The organism is Rhodococcus sp. NPDC019050, from assembly GCF_055664235.1.
Genome location: NZ_JBVOON010000027.1, coordinates 1 through 18,946, shown reverse-complemented (window position 1 = coordinate 18,946; position 18,946 = coordinate 1). Strand labels below are relative to the sequence as shown.

The 18,946-nt window shown below is 67.0% G+C and carries 14 protein-coding genes and 1 pseudogene; 4 read left to right on the top strand and 11 right to left on the bottom strand.

Going from position 1 to position 18,946, the window contains the following annotated elements; translation table 11 throughout:
• Nucleotides 1-24 precede the first annotated feature (24 nt).
• The 5 genes from AC0B44_RS20485 to AC0B44_RS20465 all read right to left on the bottom strand — a co-directional run bounded on the left by AC0B44_RS20485 (nt 25) and on the right by AC0B44_RS20465 (nt 4,412).
• Nucleotides 25-834 carry a hypothetical protein gene (locus AC0B44_RS20485; RefSeq protein WP_471904604.1) on the bottom strand — a complete coding sequence of 270 codons (810 nt, stop codon included), beginning with the start codon at nt 832-834 and terminating at the stop codon, nt 25-27.
• A complete protein-coding gene (locus AC0B44_RS20480) occupies nt 831-1,118 on the bottom strand; it encodes a hypothetical protein (RefSeq protein WP_471904603.1) in 288 nt (95 codons plus the stop codon). The genes AC0B44_RS20485 and AC0B44_RS20480 overlap by 4 nt, the downstream gene beginning before the upstream one ends.
• 159 nt (nt 1,119-1,277) lie before the next feature.
• Entirely contained in the window at nt 1,278-1,955 is a 678-nt protein-coding gene (gene bioD / locus AC0B44_RS20475) for a dethiobiotin synthase (RefSeq protein ID WP_471904602.1), read from the bottom strand.
• Nucleotides 1,952-3,091 (bottom strand): 8-amino-7-oxononanoate synthase, encoded by a 1,140-nt coding sequence (locus AC0B44_RS20470; RefSeq protein ID WP_471904601.1) that lies wholly within the window; start codon nt 3,089-3,091, stop codon nt 1,952-1,954. The genes bioD and AC0B44_RS20470 overlap by 4 nt, the downstream gene beginning before the upstream one ends.
• A gap of 46 nt (nt 3,092-3,137) precedes the next feature.
• The gene (locus tag AC0B44_RS20465) at nt 3,138-4,412 is read right to left on the bottom strand and encodes an adenosylmethionine--8-amino-7-oxononanoate transaminase (protein ID WP_471904606.1); all 1,275 of its coding nucleotides are present in this window, start codon (nt 4,410-4,412) and stop codon (nt 3,138-3,140) included.
• A gap of 188 nt (nt 4,413-4,600) precedes the next feature.
• On the opposite strand from AC0B44_RS20465, the gene AC0B44_RS20460 reads away from it, so the two are divergent.
• Genes AC0B44_RS20460 through treY form a run of 3 tightly spaced genes read left to right on the top strand, consistent with a single transcriptional unit; the run spans nt 4,601 to nt 11,312 of the window.
• Nucleotides 4,601-6,679, top strand: coding sequence for an SGNH hydrolase domain-containing protein (locus AC0B44_RS20460; RefSeq protein WP_471904600.1), 2,079 nt, complete (start codon nt 4,601-4,603; stop codon nt 6,677-6,679).
• 44 nt (nt 6,680-6,723) lie between these two features.
• A complete protein-coding gene (gene glgX / locus AC0B44_RS20455; protein WP_471904599.1) occupies nt 6,724-8,952 on the top strand; it encodes a glycogen debranching protein GlgX in 2,229 nt (742 codons plus the stop codon).
• Nucleotides 8,949-11,312, top strand: a complete 2,364-nt coding sequence (gene treY, locus AC0B44_RS20450; RefSeq protein ID WP_471904598.1) for a malto-oligosyltrehalose synthase — start codon at nt 8,949-8,951, stop codon at nt 11,310-11,312. Before glgX ends, treY begins: the two co-directional genes overlap by 4 nt.
• A 74-nt stretch (nt 11,313-11,386) precedes the next feature.
• On the opposite strand, the gene AC0B44_RS20445 is transcribed toward treY, so the two are convergent.
• From AC0B44_RS20445 to AC0B44_RS20420, 6 genes are all read right to left on the bottom strand, one after another.
• Nucleotides 11,387-11,890 (bottom strand): DUF2029 domain-containing protein, encoded by a 504-nt coding sequence (locus tag AC0B44_RS20445; protein ID WP_471904597.1) that lies wholly within the window; start codon nt 11,888-11,890, stop codon nt 11,387-11,389.
• A complete protein-coding gene (locus AC0B44_RS20440) occupies nt 11,887-12,108 on the bottom strand; it encodes a helix-turn-helix transcriptional regulator (RefSeq protein WP_471904596.1) in 222 nt (73 codons plus the stop codon). The genes AC0B44_RS20445 and AC0B44_RS20440 overlap by 4 nt, the downstream gene beginning before the upstream one ends.
• 71 nt (nt 12,109-12,179) lie before the next feature.
• Nucleotides 12,180-13,028: an SDR family NAD(P)-dependent oxidoreductase gene (locus AC0B44_RS20435; protein WP_471904595.1), complete on the bottom strand. Its 849-nt coding sequence runs from the start codon at nt 13,026-13,028 to the stop codon at nt 12,180-12,182.
• Nucleotides 13,013-14,590 (bottom strand): ABC transporter substrate-binding protein, encoded by a 1,578-nt coding sequence (locus AC0B44_RS20430; protein ID WP_471904594.1) that lies wholly within the window; start codon nt 14,588-14,590, stop codon nt 13,013-13,015. Before AC0B44_RS20430 ends, AC0B44_RS20435 begins: the two co-directional genes overlap by 16 nt.
• 398 nt (nt 14,591-14,988) lie before the next feature.
• Nucleotides 14,989-17,373, bottom strand: a complete 2,385-nt coding sequence (locus AC0B44_RS20425) for a hypothetical protein (protein WP_471904593.1) — start codon at nt 17,371-17,373, stop codon at nt 14,989-14,991.
• 189 nt (nt 17,374-17,562) lie between these two features.
• Nucleotides 17,563-17,925: a hypothetical protein gene (locus AC0B44_RS20420; RefSeq protein ID WP_471904592.1), complete on the bottom strand. Its 363-nt coding sequence runs from the start codon at nt 17,923-17,925 to the stop codon at nt 17,563-17,565.
• Nucleotides 17,926-18,368: 443 nt separating this feature from the next.
• Between AC0B44_RS20420 and AC0B44_RS20415 the strand changes: the two are divergent.
• A pseudogene (locus AC0B44_RS20415) lies at nt 18,369-18,946 on the top strand (amidohydrolase family protein); the annotation flags it as partial.

Genomic DNA, 18,946 nt, shown 5'->3' with positions numbered 1-18,946 from the left:
TGTGGTGCCGGCCGTGCCGGTCTGTCAGCCGATGAATCGGAGGTCGGAGATGGTGCCGCTCGCGACGAGCATGATGTAGAAGTCGGTGAGGACCAGCGTGCCGAGCGTGATCCAGGCGAACTGCATGTGCCGCGCGTTGATCTTGGAGACGAACGTCCAGATCTTGTAGCGCACAGGGTGTTTCGAGAAATGCTTGAGTCTGCCACCGGTGACGTGCCGACAGGAGTGACACGAGAGCGTGTACCCCCACAACAAGATCACGTTCACGACCAGGATCACGTTTCCTAGTCCGAACCCGAAGCCGCTCGGACTGTGGAACGCGAGTATCGCGTCGTACGTGTTGATCAGGGAGATGACGAACCCGATGTAGAAGAAGTAGCGGTGCGCGTTCTGCACGATGAGCGGGAATCGGGTTTCGCCGGTGTACGTCCGGTGCGGTTCCGCCACGCCGCACGCCGGCGGGGAGAGCCAGAACGACCGGTAGTAGGCCTTGCGGTAGTAGTAGCAGGTGAGCCGGAAGAGCAGCAGGAACGGCAGCGACACGAACGCCAGTGGGATCCACCGTGGGAGTTCACCGACCCAGACTCCGAAGTGCGACGAACCGGGCACGCACGACGCGCTGACACACGGCGAATAGAAAGGTGTGAGGTAGTGATAGTCGTCGACCCAGTAGGCGGACCGCGTGAACGAACGCACGGTGGCGTAGACGATGAAAGCGGCCAGACCGAGGACGGTCAGCGCAGGTGTCTGCCACCAACGATCGGTCCGTAGTGTGCGCGCGGCTATGCTCGCCCGGGCCGCATTTCGGACCCCGGCGCCGGTAGGGGCGCTCACCGCTCCCCGTGCAATCCGCCGAGTCCTTCGTCGTCGGCGTCGACTCCGCGGAACAGTGACTCGTCGTAGGGCGAATCCGGAATCGGGATGCGATCCTCGGACGCCGCCCACAGCGCACGCGGCGGTGTCTCCTGGAAGTCGCGCGCATCGATGTCGAGACGGTCGAGGTCGTTCGAGAGCCTGCGCACGGACGCCGCGTCGCCGTACCGCGACCTGATCGAACCGACGCATCGACGCAATTGCCCGATCGCGTTCTGCAGATCATGCATGTCGGTGGTGGACATCGGTACCTCCGAAGAAAACGGTCGGCACGCCGACGCCCGCCGACTCCTGTGATTGCACTCACACTACGACAGGTGCGGGTGCTCCCGAGTCGTTTCACGGGTTGTGACGAGGCGTTGTCACCGATCACTACGCAGGCGGAATCGAGATGTCGTGGCCGGTCAGACCGGGACGTCCCGCCACCATTGCGGCGCCGCGGCCACGAACTCCGCGGAACCGAGCGCGCCCGCCCCTTCGGGTATCGCCCCGAGCAGGGGCACACCCGTGACCGAGGGCAGGTCACCGACGTTGCAGCGCTCCGCCAGATCCGGTGCGGCAGGACTGCTGCCGATGACGAGTCCGCGGCATTCCACACCGGCGGCGCGCAGCGCTCCGACGGTCAGCGCGCTGTGGTTGAGGGTTCCGAGCGCTGCGCCGGCGACCACCACCACCGGGGCGTCGAGTGCCGCGGTGAGGTCGACGAGCGTGAACCCGGCGGCACCGAGACGGACCAGGACTCCGCCGGCGCCCTCGACGAGCACCAGATCTGCGGTGGTCCCGAGTCCGCGGATCGCCTCGGTCGCGCGGTCGAGGTCGAGCATCGCTCGTCCCGAGCAGCGGGCCGCGGTGTCGGGCGCGAGCGGATCGGGGTAGCGCGCGAGTTCGGCGGTACCGATACCGCCGCCGGTGAGACGGACGATCTCAGCCAGGTCGCCGGGCTCGCCGTCGCCGACCCCGGTCTGGGCCGGCTTGCACACCGTGACCCGCAGTCCCCGGCTCGCGGCGCACGCCGCGAGCGCGGCGGTCACTACGGTTTTACCGACTCCGGTCGAGGTGCCCGTGACGCAGAGAATGTTCATACCCGGTCCTCGGCCAGGACGTCGGTGAGCACCGAGTCGACGACGGCGCATTCGTGGTCGGAGAGATTCGCGCGCGCGGTCAGGCGCAGGCGCGAGGTGCCCTCGGGCACCGACGGCGGCCGGAAGCAGCCCACCTGCACGCCGCGTTCACGACACCGCCGCGCCGCCCCGGCCGCGACGTGCGGGTCGCCGAGTATCACCGAGACGACGGCCGACGGGGGCGGCTGCACGCCCGTCAGCCGGGCGAGGTGTGCGGCCCGGTCGAGGACCGCACCCGGGAGTCCGGGTTCGGCGCGCAGCACTTTCAGGGCGCCGCGCGCGGCACCGACGGCGGCCGGAGCGAGTCCGGTGTCGAAGATGAAGGTGCGCGCGGTGTCGATGAGATGGTCGCGCACACGACCGGACGCGAGGACCACACCGCCCTGGGACGCAAGGGATTTCGACAGTGTGGCCGTGACGATCACGTCCGGTTCTCCGGCCAGGCCGACTTCGTGGACGAGCCCGCGGCCGCCGATCCCCCGGACCCCGATCCCGTGGGCCTCGTCGACGAGCAGCACCGCGTCGTGGGTGCGGCAGACGCGGTGCAACTCCCGCAGGGGCGCAAGGTCGCCGTCGGTACTGAACACCGAGTCGGTGAGCACCAGCGCCCGCGGTTCGGTCCGCGCGGCGAGAGCGTCGGCCACGGCCCGGACGTCACTGTGCGGTGTGACACGGATCCTCGACCGGGACAGGCGGCACGCGTCGACGAGCGACGCGTGGCATCCCGCGTCCGAGACGATCAGCGCGTCCTTGCCCGCGAGCGCCGTCACAGCGCCCAGGTTGGCGGTGTATCCGCTGGAGAACACCAATCCGGTCTCGGCGCCGGTGAAGTCGGCGAGTTCACGTTCGAGCAACTCGTGCTCGGCCGTCGTCCCGGTGACCAGTCGTGATCCGGTGGCACCGCCGCCCCACCGACGGAGCGCCGCGGTCGCTGCGGCCAGTACCTCGGGGTGGCGGACGAGACCGAGATAGTCGTTGGACGCGAGGTCGATGAGGGGTGCGGTGGCGCTACGCGGAGTGAGTTCTCGGTGCAGCCCCGCGAGCCGCCGCCGTTCGGCAGCGTCGTCGAGCCAGGCCGGACCGGCAGGGATAGACATGCGGACACCGTACTTGAACAGTGTTCAAGTCGGTACCCCTGCCGGGTCAGCCCCGCACGGTGGCCGCGGCCGCGACCACACCCGCGGTGATCGCGGCGACGTCGGCGGCTGTGCACACATACGGCGGCATCGTATAGACGAGGTTGCGGAACGGACGCAGCCACACCCCCGCCTCCACGGCGGCGGCCGTGGCCGCACGCATGTCCACCGGTTCCACCGTCTCGACCACCCCGATCCCGCCGAGCACACGCACGTCGACGACGCCGGGAAGATCCCGCGCGGGCGCCAGCCCGGACTCGAGCCGGACCGTGAGATCGGCCACCTCGCCGCGCCAGTCCCTGGACAGCAGAAGTTCGGACGACGCCACCGCGACCGCGCACGCCAGCGGGTTGGCCATGAAGGTCGGGCCGTGCATGACACCGCCGCCCTCGCCCGCGCTGATCGCTTCCGCGATGCGGGTCGTGCAGAGCACCGCTGCGAGCGTCAGGTAGCCGCCCGTCAGTGCCTTGCCCACACACATCAGATCGGGCGTGACCCCGGCATGCTCGGCGGCGAACATCTCCCCCGTCCGGCCGAATCCCGTCGCGATCTCGTCGAAGATCAGCACCAGGCCGTGTTCGTCGCACATCCGCCGCAATTCGCGCAGATAACCCGGGTCGTGGAACCGCATGCCACCGGCGCCTTGGACGACGGGCTCGACGATGACCCCGGCGAGTTCGTGCGCGTGCGCCTCGAGAACCGACTCGAAGGCCGCGACGTAGGACGCGTCGAACTCCCGTGGCGGCGCCGGCGCGAATATCTGCCTGACCAGCACGTCCGTCCACATCGAGTGCATGCCACCCTCGGGGTCGCACACGCTCATCGGTGCGAGGGTGTCGCCGTGGTACCCGCCTCGCCAGGTGAGCAGGCGATGTCGTTCGGGGCGGCCGACCGCACGCTGGTACTGCAGTGCAAGCTTCGTAGCCACCTCGACCGAGACCGACCCGGAATCGGCGAGGAAGACCTTGTCCAAGCCCTCCGGGGAGATCTCGACGAGCAACTCCGCGAGCCGCGCGGCAGGAGCGTGGGTGAGCCCGCCGAACATCACGTGACTCATCTTCGCCAACTGCTCGGTGACGGCGGCGTCGAGCACCGGGTGCCGGTATCCGTGGATCGCGGCCCACCACGAACTCATTCCGTCGACGAGTTCACGTCCGTCCGCGAGCACCAGTCTCGTACCCGTGGCCCGGTCCACGACGAGGGGTTCGGTGGACGCCGGAAACGCGCCGTAGGGATGCCAGAGGTGGTCGGCGTCGAGCGCTGCGATCCGCTCTGCAGACATGGGGGGAGAAACCACGGCACGACTGTAGGCGGTTGGAACCGGCGGGCTACTTCCGCGTAGTCTGCCCAAGTTCCTGGGTACGAATGTCACAGGAACCGATCTCGCGTGTTCCACGGCGTCCGGCCGAGGCACCGCGAGTCCATGACCCCCGCGATACCGTCGAGTCCACGATACTGAGGAGAACGAGAATGGCAGTCCGCACCTCGGACCCGGGTCCGAAGGCCGCCGCGGTCTCTGCCACCCGTCTCGGATACCGCGCCGACCTCGACGGTGTGCGCGGTCTCGCGATCGGCCTCGTCGTGGTCTTCCACGTGTGGTTCGGGCGCGTGTCCGGTGGTGTCGACGTCTTCCTCGCACTGTCCGGTTTCTTCTTCGTCGGCACCCTGCTGCGGGTCGCGGAGTCGAATGCTCCGCTCGACCCCCGGCCGGTGCTGCGGCGGGTGGCCCGGCGCCTGCTTCCGCCGCTGGTCGTCGTCCTGCTCGGCACGACCGTCGCGGCCGTCGCCGTGTTGCCGTTCACGCAGTGGTTCCGGGTGGCCGAGCAGACCGGCGCGTCCCTCCTGTTCGTGCAGAACTGGCATCTTGCGCGCACGGCGAGCGACTACCTCGCCGCCGACCCGATGGTCAGCCCCCTGCAGCACCTTTGGTCGATCTCCGTGCAGGGCCAGTTCTATGTCGCGGCGCTGCTCGTCGTGTTCGGCGCGGTATGGGTGCTCCGGCGCAGGGCGCTGCCCGCACGCCTGCCGCTCGCGGTGTTGCTCGCGCTACTCACCGCGGCGTCGCTCACGTACGCGGTCCTGGCCGACGTCCCGCAGTCCTGGCTGTACTACGACAGCGGCGCCCGGATGTGGGAACTCACGCTGGGCGGGGTGTTCGCCTGCGTGATCCCGTGGCTGAGGGTGCCCCGCGCGATCCGCATCGTCCTGGGCGTCGCGGGTCTGGCAGTGCTGTTCCTGTGCGGCGTCGTCCTCGACGGAAACAGCCTTTTCCCGGGTCCGTGGGCACTCGTGCCGGTGGGTGCGGCCATGGCGCTGATCGTGGCCGGTCACATGGCGTCCGGGGCCGGCACCGCCGACACCCCCACCGCGCGGTTGCTGTCGAGCACCCCGCTGGTCCGGCTCGGATCCGTCGCGTACGCCCTGTATCTGTGGCATTGGCCGGTACTCATCGGTTACCTCGTGCTCCGCGAGCGGAGTTCGGTGGGCCTGCTCGGCGGCCTCGGCGTGATCGTGATCTCGCTCGTCCTCGCGGAAGCCACGACCCGTTGGCTCGAGACCCCGATCCGCCGGTCCGACTCGGGCCGGACGCGCACCGTCCTCATTGCGTCGGTCACGGTGGTCGGTGTCGTGGTGATGGCCGCGACCGCCGCCTGGTCGACGCATGTGGCCCGCCAGGGTGATGTCCTCGACCGGGCGGTGGCGTTGTCTCCGGAGGCATATCCCGGGGCAGCGGCACTGAACGGGTTCGTCGACGTCGAACCGCAACCCGTACAACCACCGCTGCTGGTCGCTCACCGCGACCTGCCGCCGGCGACGCTGGACAACTGCATCGCCCAGCACACCAACCGTGAACCGTTGACCTGTACGTACGGCGATCCGTTGTCGACGAGAAGGATGGTCCTCGCGGGCGGGTCCCACTCCGAGCACTGGCTCGCGGCGCTCGACACCATCGGCAAGCAGCGCGGGTTCCGGATCGACACCTATCTCAAAGTCGGTTGTCCCCTGTCCGATCCGCTCGCGCCGCTCACGGAGGAATCCCCGACCGTGGAGTGCGACTCGTGGTCGGTGAAGGTGCTCGCCGAACTGCAGGCCGATCCCCCCGACTATCTGTTCACCACCTCGACGCGAAGGAAGGACGACGGTGAGGGGCCCGGCGATTTCACGCCGTTCTGGTACGTCGACCTGTGGCGGACCCTCGACGAGTACGGCATCCCCGTGGTCGCGATCCGCGACAGTCCGTGGCTGTTGCGCGGGGACACGAGTTACCGCGCCGCAGACTGCCTCGCCGACGGCGGCACATCCGACTCGTGCGGAGTGGCCCGCGCCGACGCGCTCGAACCCGTCGATCCGGCGATCGAGGCCGCCGCGTTCTCACCGAACGTCAGCCTGATCGACCTGTCGGAGTCGCTGTGCCGGAGTGACATCTGCCGTGTGATCGAAGGCAATGTTCTGATCTATCGTGACGACGATCACCTCACCACCACGTACGTGCGGACGTTGACGCCGGATCTGGACGAGCAGTTGGGTGCAGCCACCGACTGGTGGTGAACGCCCGGAGGGTTGATATGTCCGAGTGCGGCTACTCTGGCGTGATGCAGCCCAGCCAGACGGACAACAGCGAAGAAACCCGGGAGCCTATCCCCGTATGGCCCGGCAGTGCCTATCCCCTCGGTGCGACGTACGACGGTGCCGGAACGAACTTCGCACTGTTCTCCGAGATCGCGGAAAAGGTCGAACTGTGCCTGATCTCGCGTGAGGGCACCGAGACCCGGATTCCTCTCGAAGAGGTCGACGGATACGTATGGCACGCGTACCTGCCCACGGTCTCGCCCGGCCAGCGCTACGGATACCGCGTCCACGGCCCGTACGACCCCGAGAACGGTCACCGGTGCGACCCGAGCAAGCTGCTGCTCGACCCGTACGGCAAGGCGTTCGACGGCGATTTCGACGGTGATCCGTCGTTGTTCTCGTACGCCCTTCCCTCGGACGGAGACGACGAGTCCGGCGACGCGCAGGACACCGACGACAGCGACGAGACCACCGCGGAAACGACGGAGTCGGACGTCGACTTCCCCCAGCTCGATTCTCTCGGCCACACGATGACGACCGTGGTCATCAACCCGTTCTTCGACTGGGCGAACGATCGCCATCCCCGGCGGCCCTACAACGAGACGGTGATCTACGAGGCACACGTCAAGGGCATGACCGCCACGCATCCCGACGTTCCCGAGTACCTTCGCGGCACGTATGCCGGCCTCGCCCACCCCGCCGTGATCGATCACCTGCTCGACCTCGGGGTCACCGCGATCGAACTGATGCCCGTTCACCAGTTCATGCACGATCAGGTGCTCCTCGACCAGGGTCTGCGCAACTACTGGGGCTACAACACTTTCGGGTTCTTCGCGCCGCACTCGGAGTACTCGTCGTCGACGAAGCCGAGCGAGGCGGTCGCCGAGTTCAAGGCCATGGTCCGCGCGTTCCACGAGGCGGGTATCGAGGTGATCCTCGACGTGGTTTACAACCACACCGCGGAGGGCAATCACCTCGGGCCGACCATCAGCTTCCGAGGAATCGACAATGCCGCGTACTACCGTCTCGTGGACGACGACAAGACCCATTACATGGATTACACGGGCACGGGCAACAGCCTCAATGCCCGGCATCCCCACACTCTTCAGCTGATCATGGATTCGCTGCGGTACTGGGTCACCGAGATGCACGTCGACGGTTTCCGGTTCGATCTGGCGTCCACTCTCGCCCGCGAACTGCACGACGTGGACCGGTTGTCGGCGTTCTTCGATCTGGTGCAACAGGATCCGGTGGTCTCACAGGTCAAGCTCATCGCCGAACCGTGGGACATCGGCGAGGGCGGCTACCAGGTGGGCAACTTCCCGAGCCTGTGGACCGAGTGGAACGGCAAGTACCGCGACACGGTGCGCGACTACTGGCGCAGCGAGCCGTCGACCCTCGGCGAGTTCGCTTCCCGACTGACCGGCTCGTCCGATCTGTACGAGGACACCGGCCGGCGTCCCGGCGCCTCCATCAACTTCGTCACCGCGCACGACGGCTTCACACTCGCGGATCTGGTGTCCTACAACGACAAGCACAACGACGCCAACGGTGAAGACAACCGGGACGGCGAGTCGCACAACCGGTCGTGGAACTGCGGCGTCGAAGGCCCCACCGACGATCCCGAGGTGCTTACTCTGCGGGCACGACAGCAGCGCAACATCCTTGCGACGCTGGTGCTGTCGCAGGGCACCCCGATGCTGGCACACGGCGACGAGATGGGCCGCAGCCAGCACGGCAACAACAACGTGTACTGCCAGGACAACGAGTTGTCGTGGATGGATTGGTCTCTCGCAGAAGACAATGCCGATCTGGTGGCGTTCACCCGCAACGTCATCGCACTGCGCACCGAGCATCCCGTGTTCCGGCGCCGTCGCTTCTTCGAAGGCCGGCCGATCCGCAGCGGCGACCAGTCCCGCGACATCGCGTGGCTCACGCCGTCGGGCGAAGAGATGACACCCGAGCACTGGGACAGCGGTTTCGGCAAGTCGCTCGCGGTGTTCCTCAACGGTGACGGCATCCCCGAACCGGACCAGCGCGGGCAACGCGTCGTCGACACCTCGTTCTTGTTGTGCTTCAACGCGCATCACGAACCGATCGAGTTCGTCACTCCCGACGGTCCGCACGCGGACGAATGGTCCGTGGCGATCGATACCGATGTCGCCGACGGGGTGCGGGAGTTCACCGTCACGGCGGGCAAGCCGATCCAGGTGGAAGCACGCTCGATGGTGGTGCTGCGGAGGACCGCATGAGTTCACTCCCGTTGCTGTCCACCTACCGGTTGCAGATGCGGGGTGACGCGTTCACGTTCGCCGACGCCGTCTCCATCGTCGACTATCTCGACGGCCTCGGGGTCTCGCACGTGTACTTGTCCCCCATCCTGACCGCCACCACGGGATCGAATCACGGGTACGACGTCGTCGATCCGTCCACGGTGTCGTCGGCGCTCGGGGGACGTACGGGATTCGAACAGCTTGTGCGGGAAGTGCGGTCGCGCGGAATGGGCGTGATCGTGGATATCGTCCCCAACCACGTCGGTGTGGGTGATCCGCGCCAGAACGCGTGGTGGTGGGACGTGCTCCGGCACGGCCGCGACTCCGCGTACGCCAGGTTCTTCGACATCGACTGGTCGGCCGACAACGGTGCGGACGGCCGGATCGCCCTGCCGGTACTCGGTTCCGCCGATGCCACAGGGGAACTGACGGTGGATCGTTCGGGCGACGAACCCATGCTCGCCTACTACGAGAAGCGGTTTCCGATCGCTCCGGGCACCGATACCGGCACTCCCACGGAAATCCATGCGCGCCAGGCATATCGCCTGGTGGCATGGGATTCCGGCCTGATCGGGTACCGGCGGTTCTTCACCGTCGACGATCTGGCAGCGGTGCGGGTCGAGGATCCGCGGGTGTTCGATGCCGTGCACGCCCAGGTGGCGTCGTGGATCGAGGACGATCTGGTGGACGGTCTGCGCGTCGATCATCCGGACGGCCTCGCCGACCCGTCGGAGTACCTGACGCGACTGCGCGCCCTCGCCGGGCCGCAGCGCTGGCTCGTGATCGAGAAGATCCTCGCCGAAGGGGAGCCACTCGACCTGACGTTGCCGGTCGACGGCACCACGGGTTACGACGCACTCGACGAACTCGCCGCGGTGTTCGTCGATCCGCGCGGGGAATCGGCACTGACGGCCCTGTCTCGGACGTTCACCGGCAACGACGGCGACGCAGCGTGGTTGCACGCCCAGGAGCGTGCTCTCGAACGGTCGGTGCTCGAGTCGGGTCTCGCCCCGGAGGTGGGCCGCCTGGTCCGCGCGATCCGGCGTGAGGCCGGGGGCACCGACGCACCCGGTTCCGAGCACGAGTGCGCGGACGCGGCGCTGCGCGAGGCAGTGATTGCGGTCGCGGCCCGGGTGCCCGTCTACCGTGCCGACTACGCGCCGCTCACCACCATGCTGCCCCGGATCATCGGCGAAGTTGCCCGGGAGAAGCCGGATCTCGAACCCGCTCTCGGAATCTTCGTGCGAGCACTCACGATCGGTGGCGAAGCGGCCGCCCGTTTCGGGCAGGTCTGCGGTGCCGCAACCGCCAAGGCGGTCGAGGACTGCTTGTTCTACCGGGCTGCCCGGCTCGTGTCGTTGCAGGAAGTCGGCGGGCAGCCGGGCCGGTTCTCGCTGGGTGCAGCGCAGTTCCATCTCTCCTGGGCACAACGTGCGCGGCGGCTTCCGCGTGCGATGACGACGTTGTCCACACACGACACCAAACGCAGCGAAGACGTGCGAGCCCGGATCGGTGTGCTGTCCCAGGTGGCCGAACTGTGGTCGGAGCGCCTGCACGAATGGAACACCCTCGAGCCCGCTCCCGACCCTGCCATCGGCTTGTTCTTCTGGCAGACCCTGTTCGGGGTATGGCCGGCGGACGGTGTCGTGACCGCCGAGTTGCGTGAACGACTCCACAACTACGCTACGAAAGCGTTGCGGGAGAACGGCACCCGTTCGACGTGGACCGAGGTGGACACGGATTTCGAAGCCGCCGTGACCAACTGGCTCGACTCGGTGTGCGACGGCCCCGTCGGCGCGGCCCTGACCGAACTGGTTTCCGACCTCGAACCGCACATCGCTGCGGTGTCGCTCGGGCAGAAGCTTCTGCAACTCCTGGGCCCGGGCGTCCCGGACGTCTATCAGGGCACGGAACTGTGGGACGACTCGCTCGTCGACCCCGACAACAGGCGGCCGGTGGATTTCGGGATCCGTCGGCAACTGCTCGCCGAACCCGAGTCGGCTCCCGCCAAGTTCACGGTCATGCAGAAGGCACTCCGGATTCGCCGAGACCGGCCCGAGAGTTTCGTGGGCGGTGCGTACGTCCCCGTGTACGCCGTAGGGACGGGCGCCGAGTACGTCCTCGCCTTCGGCCGAGGACCGTCCGCCGAGGACCTCGATGTGCTCGCGTTGTCCGTGCGGCACACCGTCGATCTCGCGGCGAGGGGATGGGGTGACACGGTGCTCGACCTTCCCCTCGGGTCCTGGACCGACGTGTTCTCGGGACAGCGTTTCTCCGGAACAGTGCGGCCCGCAGATCTTTTCGCGGCGCTGCCAGTCGCGGCGCTGGTGCGTGACTGAGGTACGGCCTGTCGACCTTGGTGCATTGATGCCCGCATAGCGGGCACAATCCGACCGAAGATTGGGGCAGGTTCTCAGACGTCGGCGGCGTCGCGCGCAGCCTCCTCGGCTTCGCGGCGCCGGTCGCGGCGGCGGACCCACATGAGGACCGTCGCCGCCGCGCCGCCACCGACGAGGGCCCCCACGACCATCCCTGCCCAGGTCGCACCGTCGTACCGGAAAGGATCCGCCAGCTCGATGTAGATGCCGGCGACTCCCGCCAGGTAGAGCGTGACGGCGAAGATCGACCGCGGCCGAAGTGTTTTCATCGTGGCGTACACGTCGACGTCGCGGGCGCGGGCGTATGCGATGGTCACCATCGCGAGCACGAACCACGCCGCCAGAATGCCGATGGCGACCATGGCGCCGCCGCGCCCGGCGATCCAGGGCAGCACGGCTCCGGCAGCGAGGGCAGTCCATTGGAAGGACTGGAAACCCACCGCGGAGGCCTCGTTCCAGACCTCACGCTGTCGTTCGTCCTGGTAGAAGTCGTCGTCCAGGTCGGCGACGACGCGAGCAGCCTTGAGAAATGCGGTCACTGGGGCTTCTCCGGGGTGAGCGGGAACAGTTCTTCGACAGTGGTGCCGAGAGTCCGGGCGAGCCGCAGCGCCAGGTAGACGCTGGGTGCGTAATCGCCCTTCTCGGTCGAGACGATGCTTTGACGGCTTACTCCGACTGCCGCACCGAGTTCGGCCTGGGTGAGACGCGCCTGCTTGCGAAGCTCGCGAACCCTGTTGCCTCTCGGTATCTCCGGCATGAGAGAAGTAAAGCCTGCTTGTCATTTCATGTCAAGAACACTTGTCTTTTCGAACTGCTCCCACTCAGGAACTACCCCATGCTTTCCTGTGAGCTCGCCTGGTTTGCCGACACCCGGATGGCATCCATCCGCTTCTCGATATGACCGAGATACTCGGGATGCGTGAGGATGTACGGCAGGTTCCGAGCGATACCACGCAGTACGCAGGCACCCGCCTCCGCCGGTGTCATTCCGACGTCTCCCGCGCCCTTGATGTGCCGGGCGTCCTCGACGTGCCCTCCCAACCTGATGGTGTTCGCGTCGAGGTTGGACCTCACCAGGCCCGGGCAGAGCACGGACACGCCGACACCGTGCGGCTCCATCTCGAGACGCAACGCTTCCGACAGGGAGACGACCGCGCTCTTGACCGCGCTGTAGGCTCCCCGGCCCGGAGCACCCGCAGTCAGGCCCATGATCGACGCCGTGTTCACGATGTGACCGTGCCCCGCCTCCCGCATCTGTGCGCCGAACGCGGCCACGCCGTGGAAGACCCCCACCAGATCGATAGCCACGAGCAGATCGAAAACCTCTGCGTCCGTGTCCACTACGTCCCGGCCGTTGAACCCGATCCCGGCGTTGTTGACCAGAATGTCGACCGGACCGAAAGCCGATTCGGCGTCCTTCTTGGCCTGCGCCCACGAGTCGCGATTCCGCACATCCAATGCGACGCCGCGGACACCCTCCCCTCGCCGAGTCGTCACCTCGTCGAGCGCCCGCCGATCTATGTCGGCGATGGTCACGCAGACACCCTGTTCCATCAGGGCATCGGCGATCCCGAGCCCGATCCCGCCGGCACCACCGGTGACGAATGCGTGTCGCGCCGAAGACAATTCCATGACTCCACCCTTGCTGTCGCCGAACCGGATCAGTTCGTCATCCACATTTCTTCGGGCATCGGCGAACCCAGGGTGAACATTTGGACGCCGTGTACGTTCTCGCCGTACACCACCGAGGGAGCCGCCTTGGTGTACCAGATGCCCGGAACCAGTTCGACGAGTCGCTTCTGCGCCGTCTCGTAGGCCGCTTTTCGCTCGTCGACGGTCTCGGCGACACGTCCGGCGTCGAGGGCATCGTTGAGTTCCGTGTCGTCTAGTCCGGAGAAGTTGCCCGGCGAGTCGCCGTGGAATGCCGTCCACAGTGCGTAGTCCGGGTCCTGCGTGATGGCGGAGGAGATCACCATGTCGAAGTCACGTGCACCGGCGCGGGCGGTGGCAGCGGCGTAGTCCACCACTTGGACCTCGACGTTCACGTGGTCGAAAGCAGCGAGCTGAGCCTGCAACGCCTCGGCCGCGGCCTTTGTCTCCTGAGTGGGATAGGACATGAAGGTGAAGGAGACCGGCTTACCCTCCGCGGCCAGTTCGTCGAACAGTTTCTGCGCAGTTTCCTTGTCGCTCTCCCAGAGCGGAATGTCGGCGAAGTACGGCGACCCGTCGGGGAAGAGCGTCTCGGGACGCTCACCCTCGCCGTTGAAGACGACACTGTTGAGTGCGTCGAGGTCTGTCGCCAAGGACACGGCGCGGCGGGCGCGCACGTCGTCGAAGGGTGCGCGAGCCGAGTTCATGATCATGATCTGCCCACCACCGGCCGGGACCACTTCGGTGGGGATACCCGCTGCGTCCGCCTTGGCCAAAGTGCCCCAGCTCGCCTCGAGGGACAGGTCCGCGCCGCCGGTCGAGATCATGTTGAACCGCTGGGAGTTGTCCGCCACGGTACGGACGGTGAGTTCGTCCAGGTACGGCTTGGGCGCGTCCCAGTACTGCGGATTCTTCACCAGTTCGACCAAGTCCCCCCGCATCCAGCTCTTCAGGGTGAACGGTCCCGCGCCGACCGGGGCGCTGTCGAACTCGGCCGAGCCCTGCTGCAACGCGGCCGGTGAGGCGATCCAGTTCATGGAAGTGGTGAGCATGCCCTGCGGGAAGTGCGGGTTGGGCGACGCGAGCGTGATTCGCAGAGTGGTGGGGTCGACGACCTCCGAGGAGGTCACCTGCGCGGCCTGCCGGATCGCGGTCGATCCCAGCGCCGGGTCACGGAGCCTGTCCCAGTTGAACTTCACCGCCGACGCGTCGAGAGGGCTGCCGTCCGTGAACGTCAGTCCGGGTCGGAGCACGAGGTCGAAGGTCGCTCCCCCGTCGGTGGTGGAGAAGTCGGTGGCCATCTTGCATTCGACTTCGAGCGTGTCGAGATTGTTGATCATCAACGTTCCGTAGAGCGCGTTGCCGAGGACGGGCTGATGCGCCCACGTATTGGAGAGCGCGGCAGGATCCAGTCCGCGCGGCTCCCCCATCTGAATGGTGCGGAGTACTCCGCCCGCCACCGGGTCGCCGGCGTCGGCACCCGCCGCGGCGGCGACATTGCCGGATTCGCCGCTGCCACAGGAGGTCAGGAGGAGCGCGGCCGCGCAGGCCGCGGCGATCGCGGGTAGGAAGCGCTGTGATCGGAACATGTAGACCTCTCGATGTGCGGGACAGAGGGAACCGGACATCCGAGCACACATCCACCCATGCAGTGCAACGGATCGACAGAACTCGACTCGGGCCGGCAGAGCCCGAGACCAACAGACGGCATCGCACCGGGTGAGAACACAACCGCTCGATGCCACGCTCACTGTCACGGAGCTCAACCCATTTGTCAACGGCACCAAGCAATTCGGCGTCCATGTGACTAGTTTTCCGGAAATCCTTGCGGATACAACGCCGTGAGACTACTCTTCTCAAAACACGGAATGCCATTCTTGCAAGAGATGAGGTGTCAGTACCTGTTGGAATAACACTGCGGCGCAAATTAATTCGCTGCATCGCGGAACCGGACGCGCGTCCGGTTGGTCATTGCATCCGAAAGTGACTACCGGCCAATACTTTCGGCGCGCAACAAAGCGCTACAGCTCGGTGTGCGGCTCGCTCGCGAGGGTGGCGTGTGCGTCGGCGATCGCATCCCGCAAGGTCGATCCGGGACGGGCCGGCCGTCGACATAGACGACGCGACGGCGCCCGGAAGCAGCCCAGCCGGAAACGATCGTGATGTGGTGCCCCTCGGGATCACCGACGAGCACCCTTTCTCCGATTCCGAACGTGACGTCGGTGGGTGCGAGGCTGTCGCGCTCGTCGCCTGCCTCCCGGATGTCGCGCAGCACCTGCGGGTCCACGTCATGAGCGAGGGTGTGATCCAGATCGAGACCGAGCGAGTCGAGAAGTCCGGTCTCAGCCGGGAAATCACGGCGCAACCGGTCGATGATGCCCCTGCGCACGTCCCTGATGAGCGGGTGATGCCAGGCGAAACTGCCGCTGTCGCGGTTCTTCCACAACCGATCCGACCGGGCCGCAGCATGGTAGAACTCGTTGTTCTGCCCATAGGCGACGGCTCTGGTCCGCACGATGGCGCGGGCTCGGGCATAAGGGCCGTAGACGCGCCCGATCCAGTCCGGGATCGGCATTTTTCGTGCTGCGAGCAGCGCGCCGATCGCTACCCGAGGGTTGCGGCCACATGTCGTGGACGAACGCCAGCCGTCGAGGGTGTAGTCCCACCCCAGGACCGCGTAGCAACGAACCGCGGACTCGGCGTCGCCGTTCGAGCGCAGCGCGCAGTATCCGCCGGCGTAGGCGAACAGCGCGGATACGTCCGAGGTCTCGGGTTGCGGCAGGCTCGGGATGATGTTTCCGCGCAACTCGGCCGCGAGACGCTCGCGCGAGATTTGAGCGGTGGCAGCGATCAAATCCGGACGTTCTTCGGCCATCACCTCGAACGCGGTGCTGATGCCGATCTCGATCATCGGGGCGTGCGTCGGCAAGGGCATCCCCGCCCACGAGCCGACCAGCGGATCACGACGGAGCTGCATGGTCATCCACGCCCTCCACTCCCCGGCTGTGGCCTCGTCCCAGTCCGGTTCCTGCCCGTGGAGGCGGGCCCATTCGGCATGTGCACGCTCGAACAACTCGTCCGGCAAAGTGTGGGCTTCGAGCAGGGCGTGCGCTGCGGCCTGCCGCAGTGGTGATGTCTCCAGGGCAACGTCGACGATCAGGGATTCGGCGTCGTGGTGGGCGGCAGCCTTCAGGTGGGCCGGACGTCGGCCCTCGACCTTTGCGATGAGCCGGGGATCGACCGCGACCTCGGCGATCAACGCGGCGGCTTCCGACGCGGTGGCCTCGCGTTGCGCCTGCGAGACGCCGTTGAACCAGTGGTGGCGGATCTCGACGCGGGCCCTGTCATTGCGTACCGCGTTGATTGCGGCGGCGACCTGCGGATCGGCGTCGGGATGCGGAAGGACCAGCGGGTCGGCCGGGTCGTACGCGATGCGGCCTCGCAACCGCCACTGGTCGACCTCCGATGTTGCTGCTCGGTCGATGCCGTCCTGCACCGCGTCGATGTGTTCGCTACGCTGCTCGGCGGTGTCGAACTCGGCCGGCTCCTGCGCGTCGAGGACAGCCTGGGCCGCACCGAGGAAGTCGCCGGCAGTGAAGTCACGGGCAGGGTCGCGGGCTGAGCCGGCTCGGGCATCGACGATCGCCGTGACCACCTCGGCGGTGATCGGGTTCTGTGCGGGTCGGCCCGTGTGGGATTCCCAGTACGCTTCGGCGGCGAGGTGGCTGTGTTCACCCCAGGTTTCCGGGTCGGCCAGAAGTGCCCGCGACACCACGAACGGCCCGTCGGGCGTCGACCGGCGATCGATCATCACGTCGGCCAGTACGATCTGCGCCTTGACCTTGAAGTGCCCGTCCGCCCAGGAGAAGAATCGGTCCGGCCGGTTGCCCAGAGAGTTCACTGCGGCGTCGGCCTCGGGGTCGGGTGCGGAGACACGGCCGAACACATCCGGCGTGTGGAGCGGGCCGACCCAGCTGTACGGTGCGATCCCATCGAGTGGGTCCGGCACCGGTACCGGCTGCGGCACATCGACATCGGCCTTGCGCGTAACCGGAGTCCCGACGGGGATGAACATGAACAGCGGCCCCGCGGGGCGGTCCCTGATCTGCGCCGCCGGGATGTTGCCAGCCAGCACCGCCGCGATCAAATCGTGAGCCTGTCCCTTGGTCATAGTCTCTCCGACCACGAAAGACCCGTCCGTCTCGGCGGCGAGGCGAGCGAGGGTCCGCAACTGGCTGTCGGTGGCGGGGTGCTCGCGCCAGCCCGGTAGCGCAGCCGCGACCTCACGCACCGTCTGTCCGGGGACGCTCTCCGGGTCGATCCCGAGAGTGTGCAACTCGGTGCGGAGTTGCTTCTCCTGTTCGCGCAGCACCCGCCATTGCCGCCGAAGCCGTTCGAGTCGTGTGGCGACGCGCCGGGATGTCGCGTTCGACGCCCGGAGCGCGACCGGGTTCTCGCAGGGTGTCCATGTCCCCGGCTTCGGCCACGCGGTCGGCGTCCGTCCCGCCCCGGGTTTCCAGTTCGACGAGCCGGTCGCGGACTTCCGCCCACCGCGCCTGGGTCAGAAGGGCAGGTCCGGGTCCTCGGGCGGATTGCGCCGCATTTCGTCTTCTATCAGGGCCGTCAGCTCGTGCGCGAGCGGATCGCGGGAGGTCATCGGCACCGGCTGGTTGTCCTCGATCCGCTGCGCGGTCAGGCATTTCGCCAGCGTGCGGAACCATCCCGGCTTGTCCAGCCACACCCGCTCGACGACTCGCACCGCCGTCGGGTTCGGCTCCACGTTCCGTGTCCGCCACCGGTCCGGATCCTTCGCGCGTCGCGCTGCTTCCCGGCGTTGCTCGATCCGCCGGTCGAGAAGGGCTTCGAACTCCTCCCCCGTTGTCTGCGTCTCCGGCGTCGCTCCGAGATTCCCGCTCTGCCCCACCGCTGCACCCTTCTAGAGCTTCCGAACCGAATGCACCGCGGTGTGCGTCCTCGCCTGCCACACGACCCCCTCGCAACCGGACGTTGCGCCCCTCCTGCGAGACGACGCATGGGGTACATCTTACCGTCCGACGAGGTCCAAAACTACCTCTGCACTCTGCATTTGGCGTTTCTCCGCAGGTCGATCACGCAAGAGTTCACGCTTCGTCGGCTCGGCGGCGGTACCGCGATCGGCGCGTCAGGAATTCCTGCCCGTTCCGGGACCAGCACACCCCCGAATGCCGCCCCGCGATGATCGCGGCGGCGTCTGGAGCCGCAGCCATTCCCAAGAAGCGTCGTTTTCAGTAGTGTTGAACCCGATTCTCGTGCATGGAAGCGATATTCTCTTGTGTGACCGGGATCGCTGCGAGCGCTCACCGCGCAGGACAGAGAGGAACGGACCCAATGGACATTGATGACATGGTGATGATCAGCATCGACGACCACGTCGTGGAACCAGCTGACATCTTCGAAAAGTATTTCCCCAAGAGCCTGATGGACCAGGCACCGCGCCTGACCGCCCACCCACGCAATCCCAACGTGCAGGCCTGGTTGTTCCAGGACAAGGTGGTCGGCAGTTCCGGCCTCAACGCCGTCGTCTCCTGGCCCAAGAGCGAATGGGGCATGGACCCCACCGGCTACGCCGAAATGCGGCCCGGCGTCTACGACATGGACATGCGCGTACGCGACATGGACGCCAACGGCACCCTCGCCGCAACACTGTTCGCCACCTTCCCCGGTTTCGCCGGCACCCACCTGGCCAGCCTGCCCGACAAGAAACTGTCCCTCGCCGCCTGCAAGGCATTCAACGACTGGGTCGTCGGTGAAGTCCCCAACGCCCACCCCGGACGATTCATCCCGCTCGGCATCATCCCGTTCTTCGACGTGGACGAATCCGTCGAGGAGATCGCGCGGCTCGCCGCCATGGGATGCCGCTCGATCAGCATCCCCGAAACCCCCTACGGCGTCGGTGAAGGATTTCC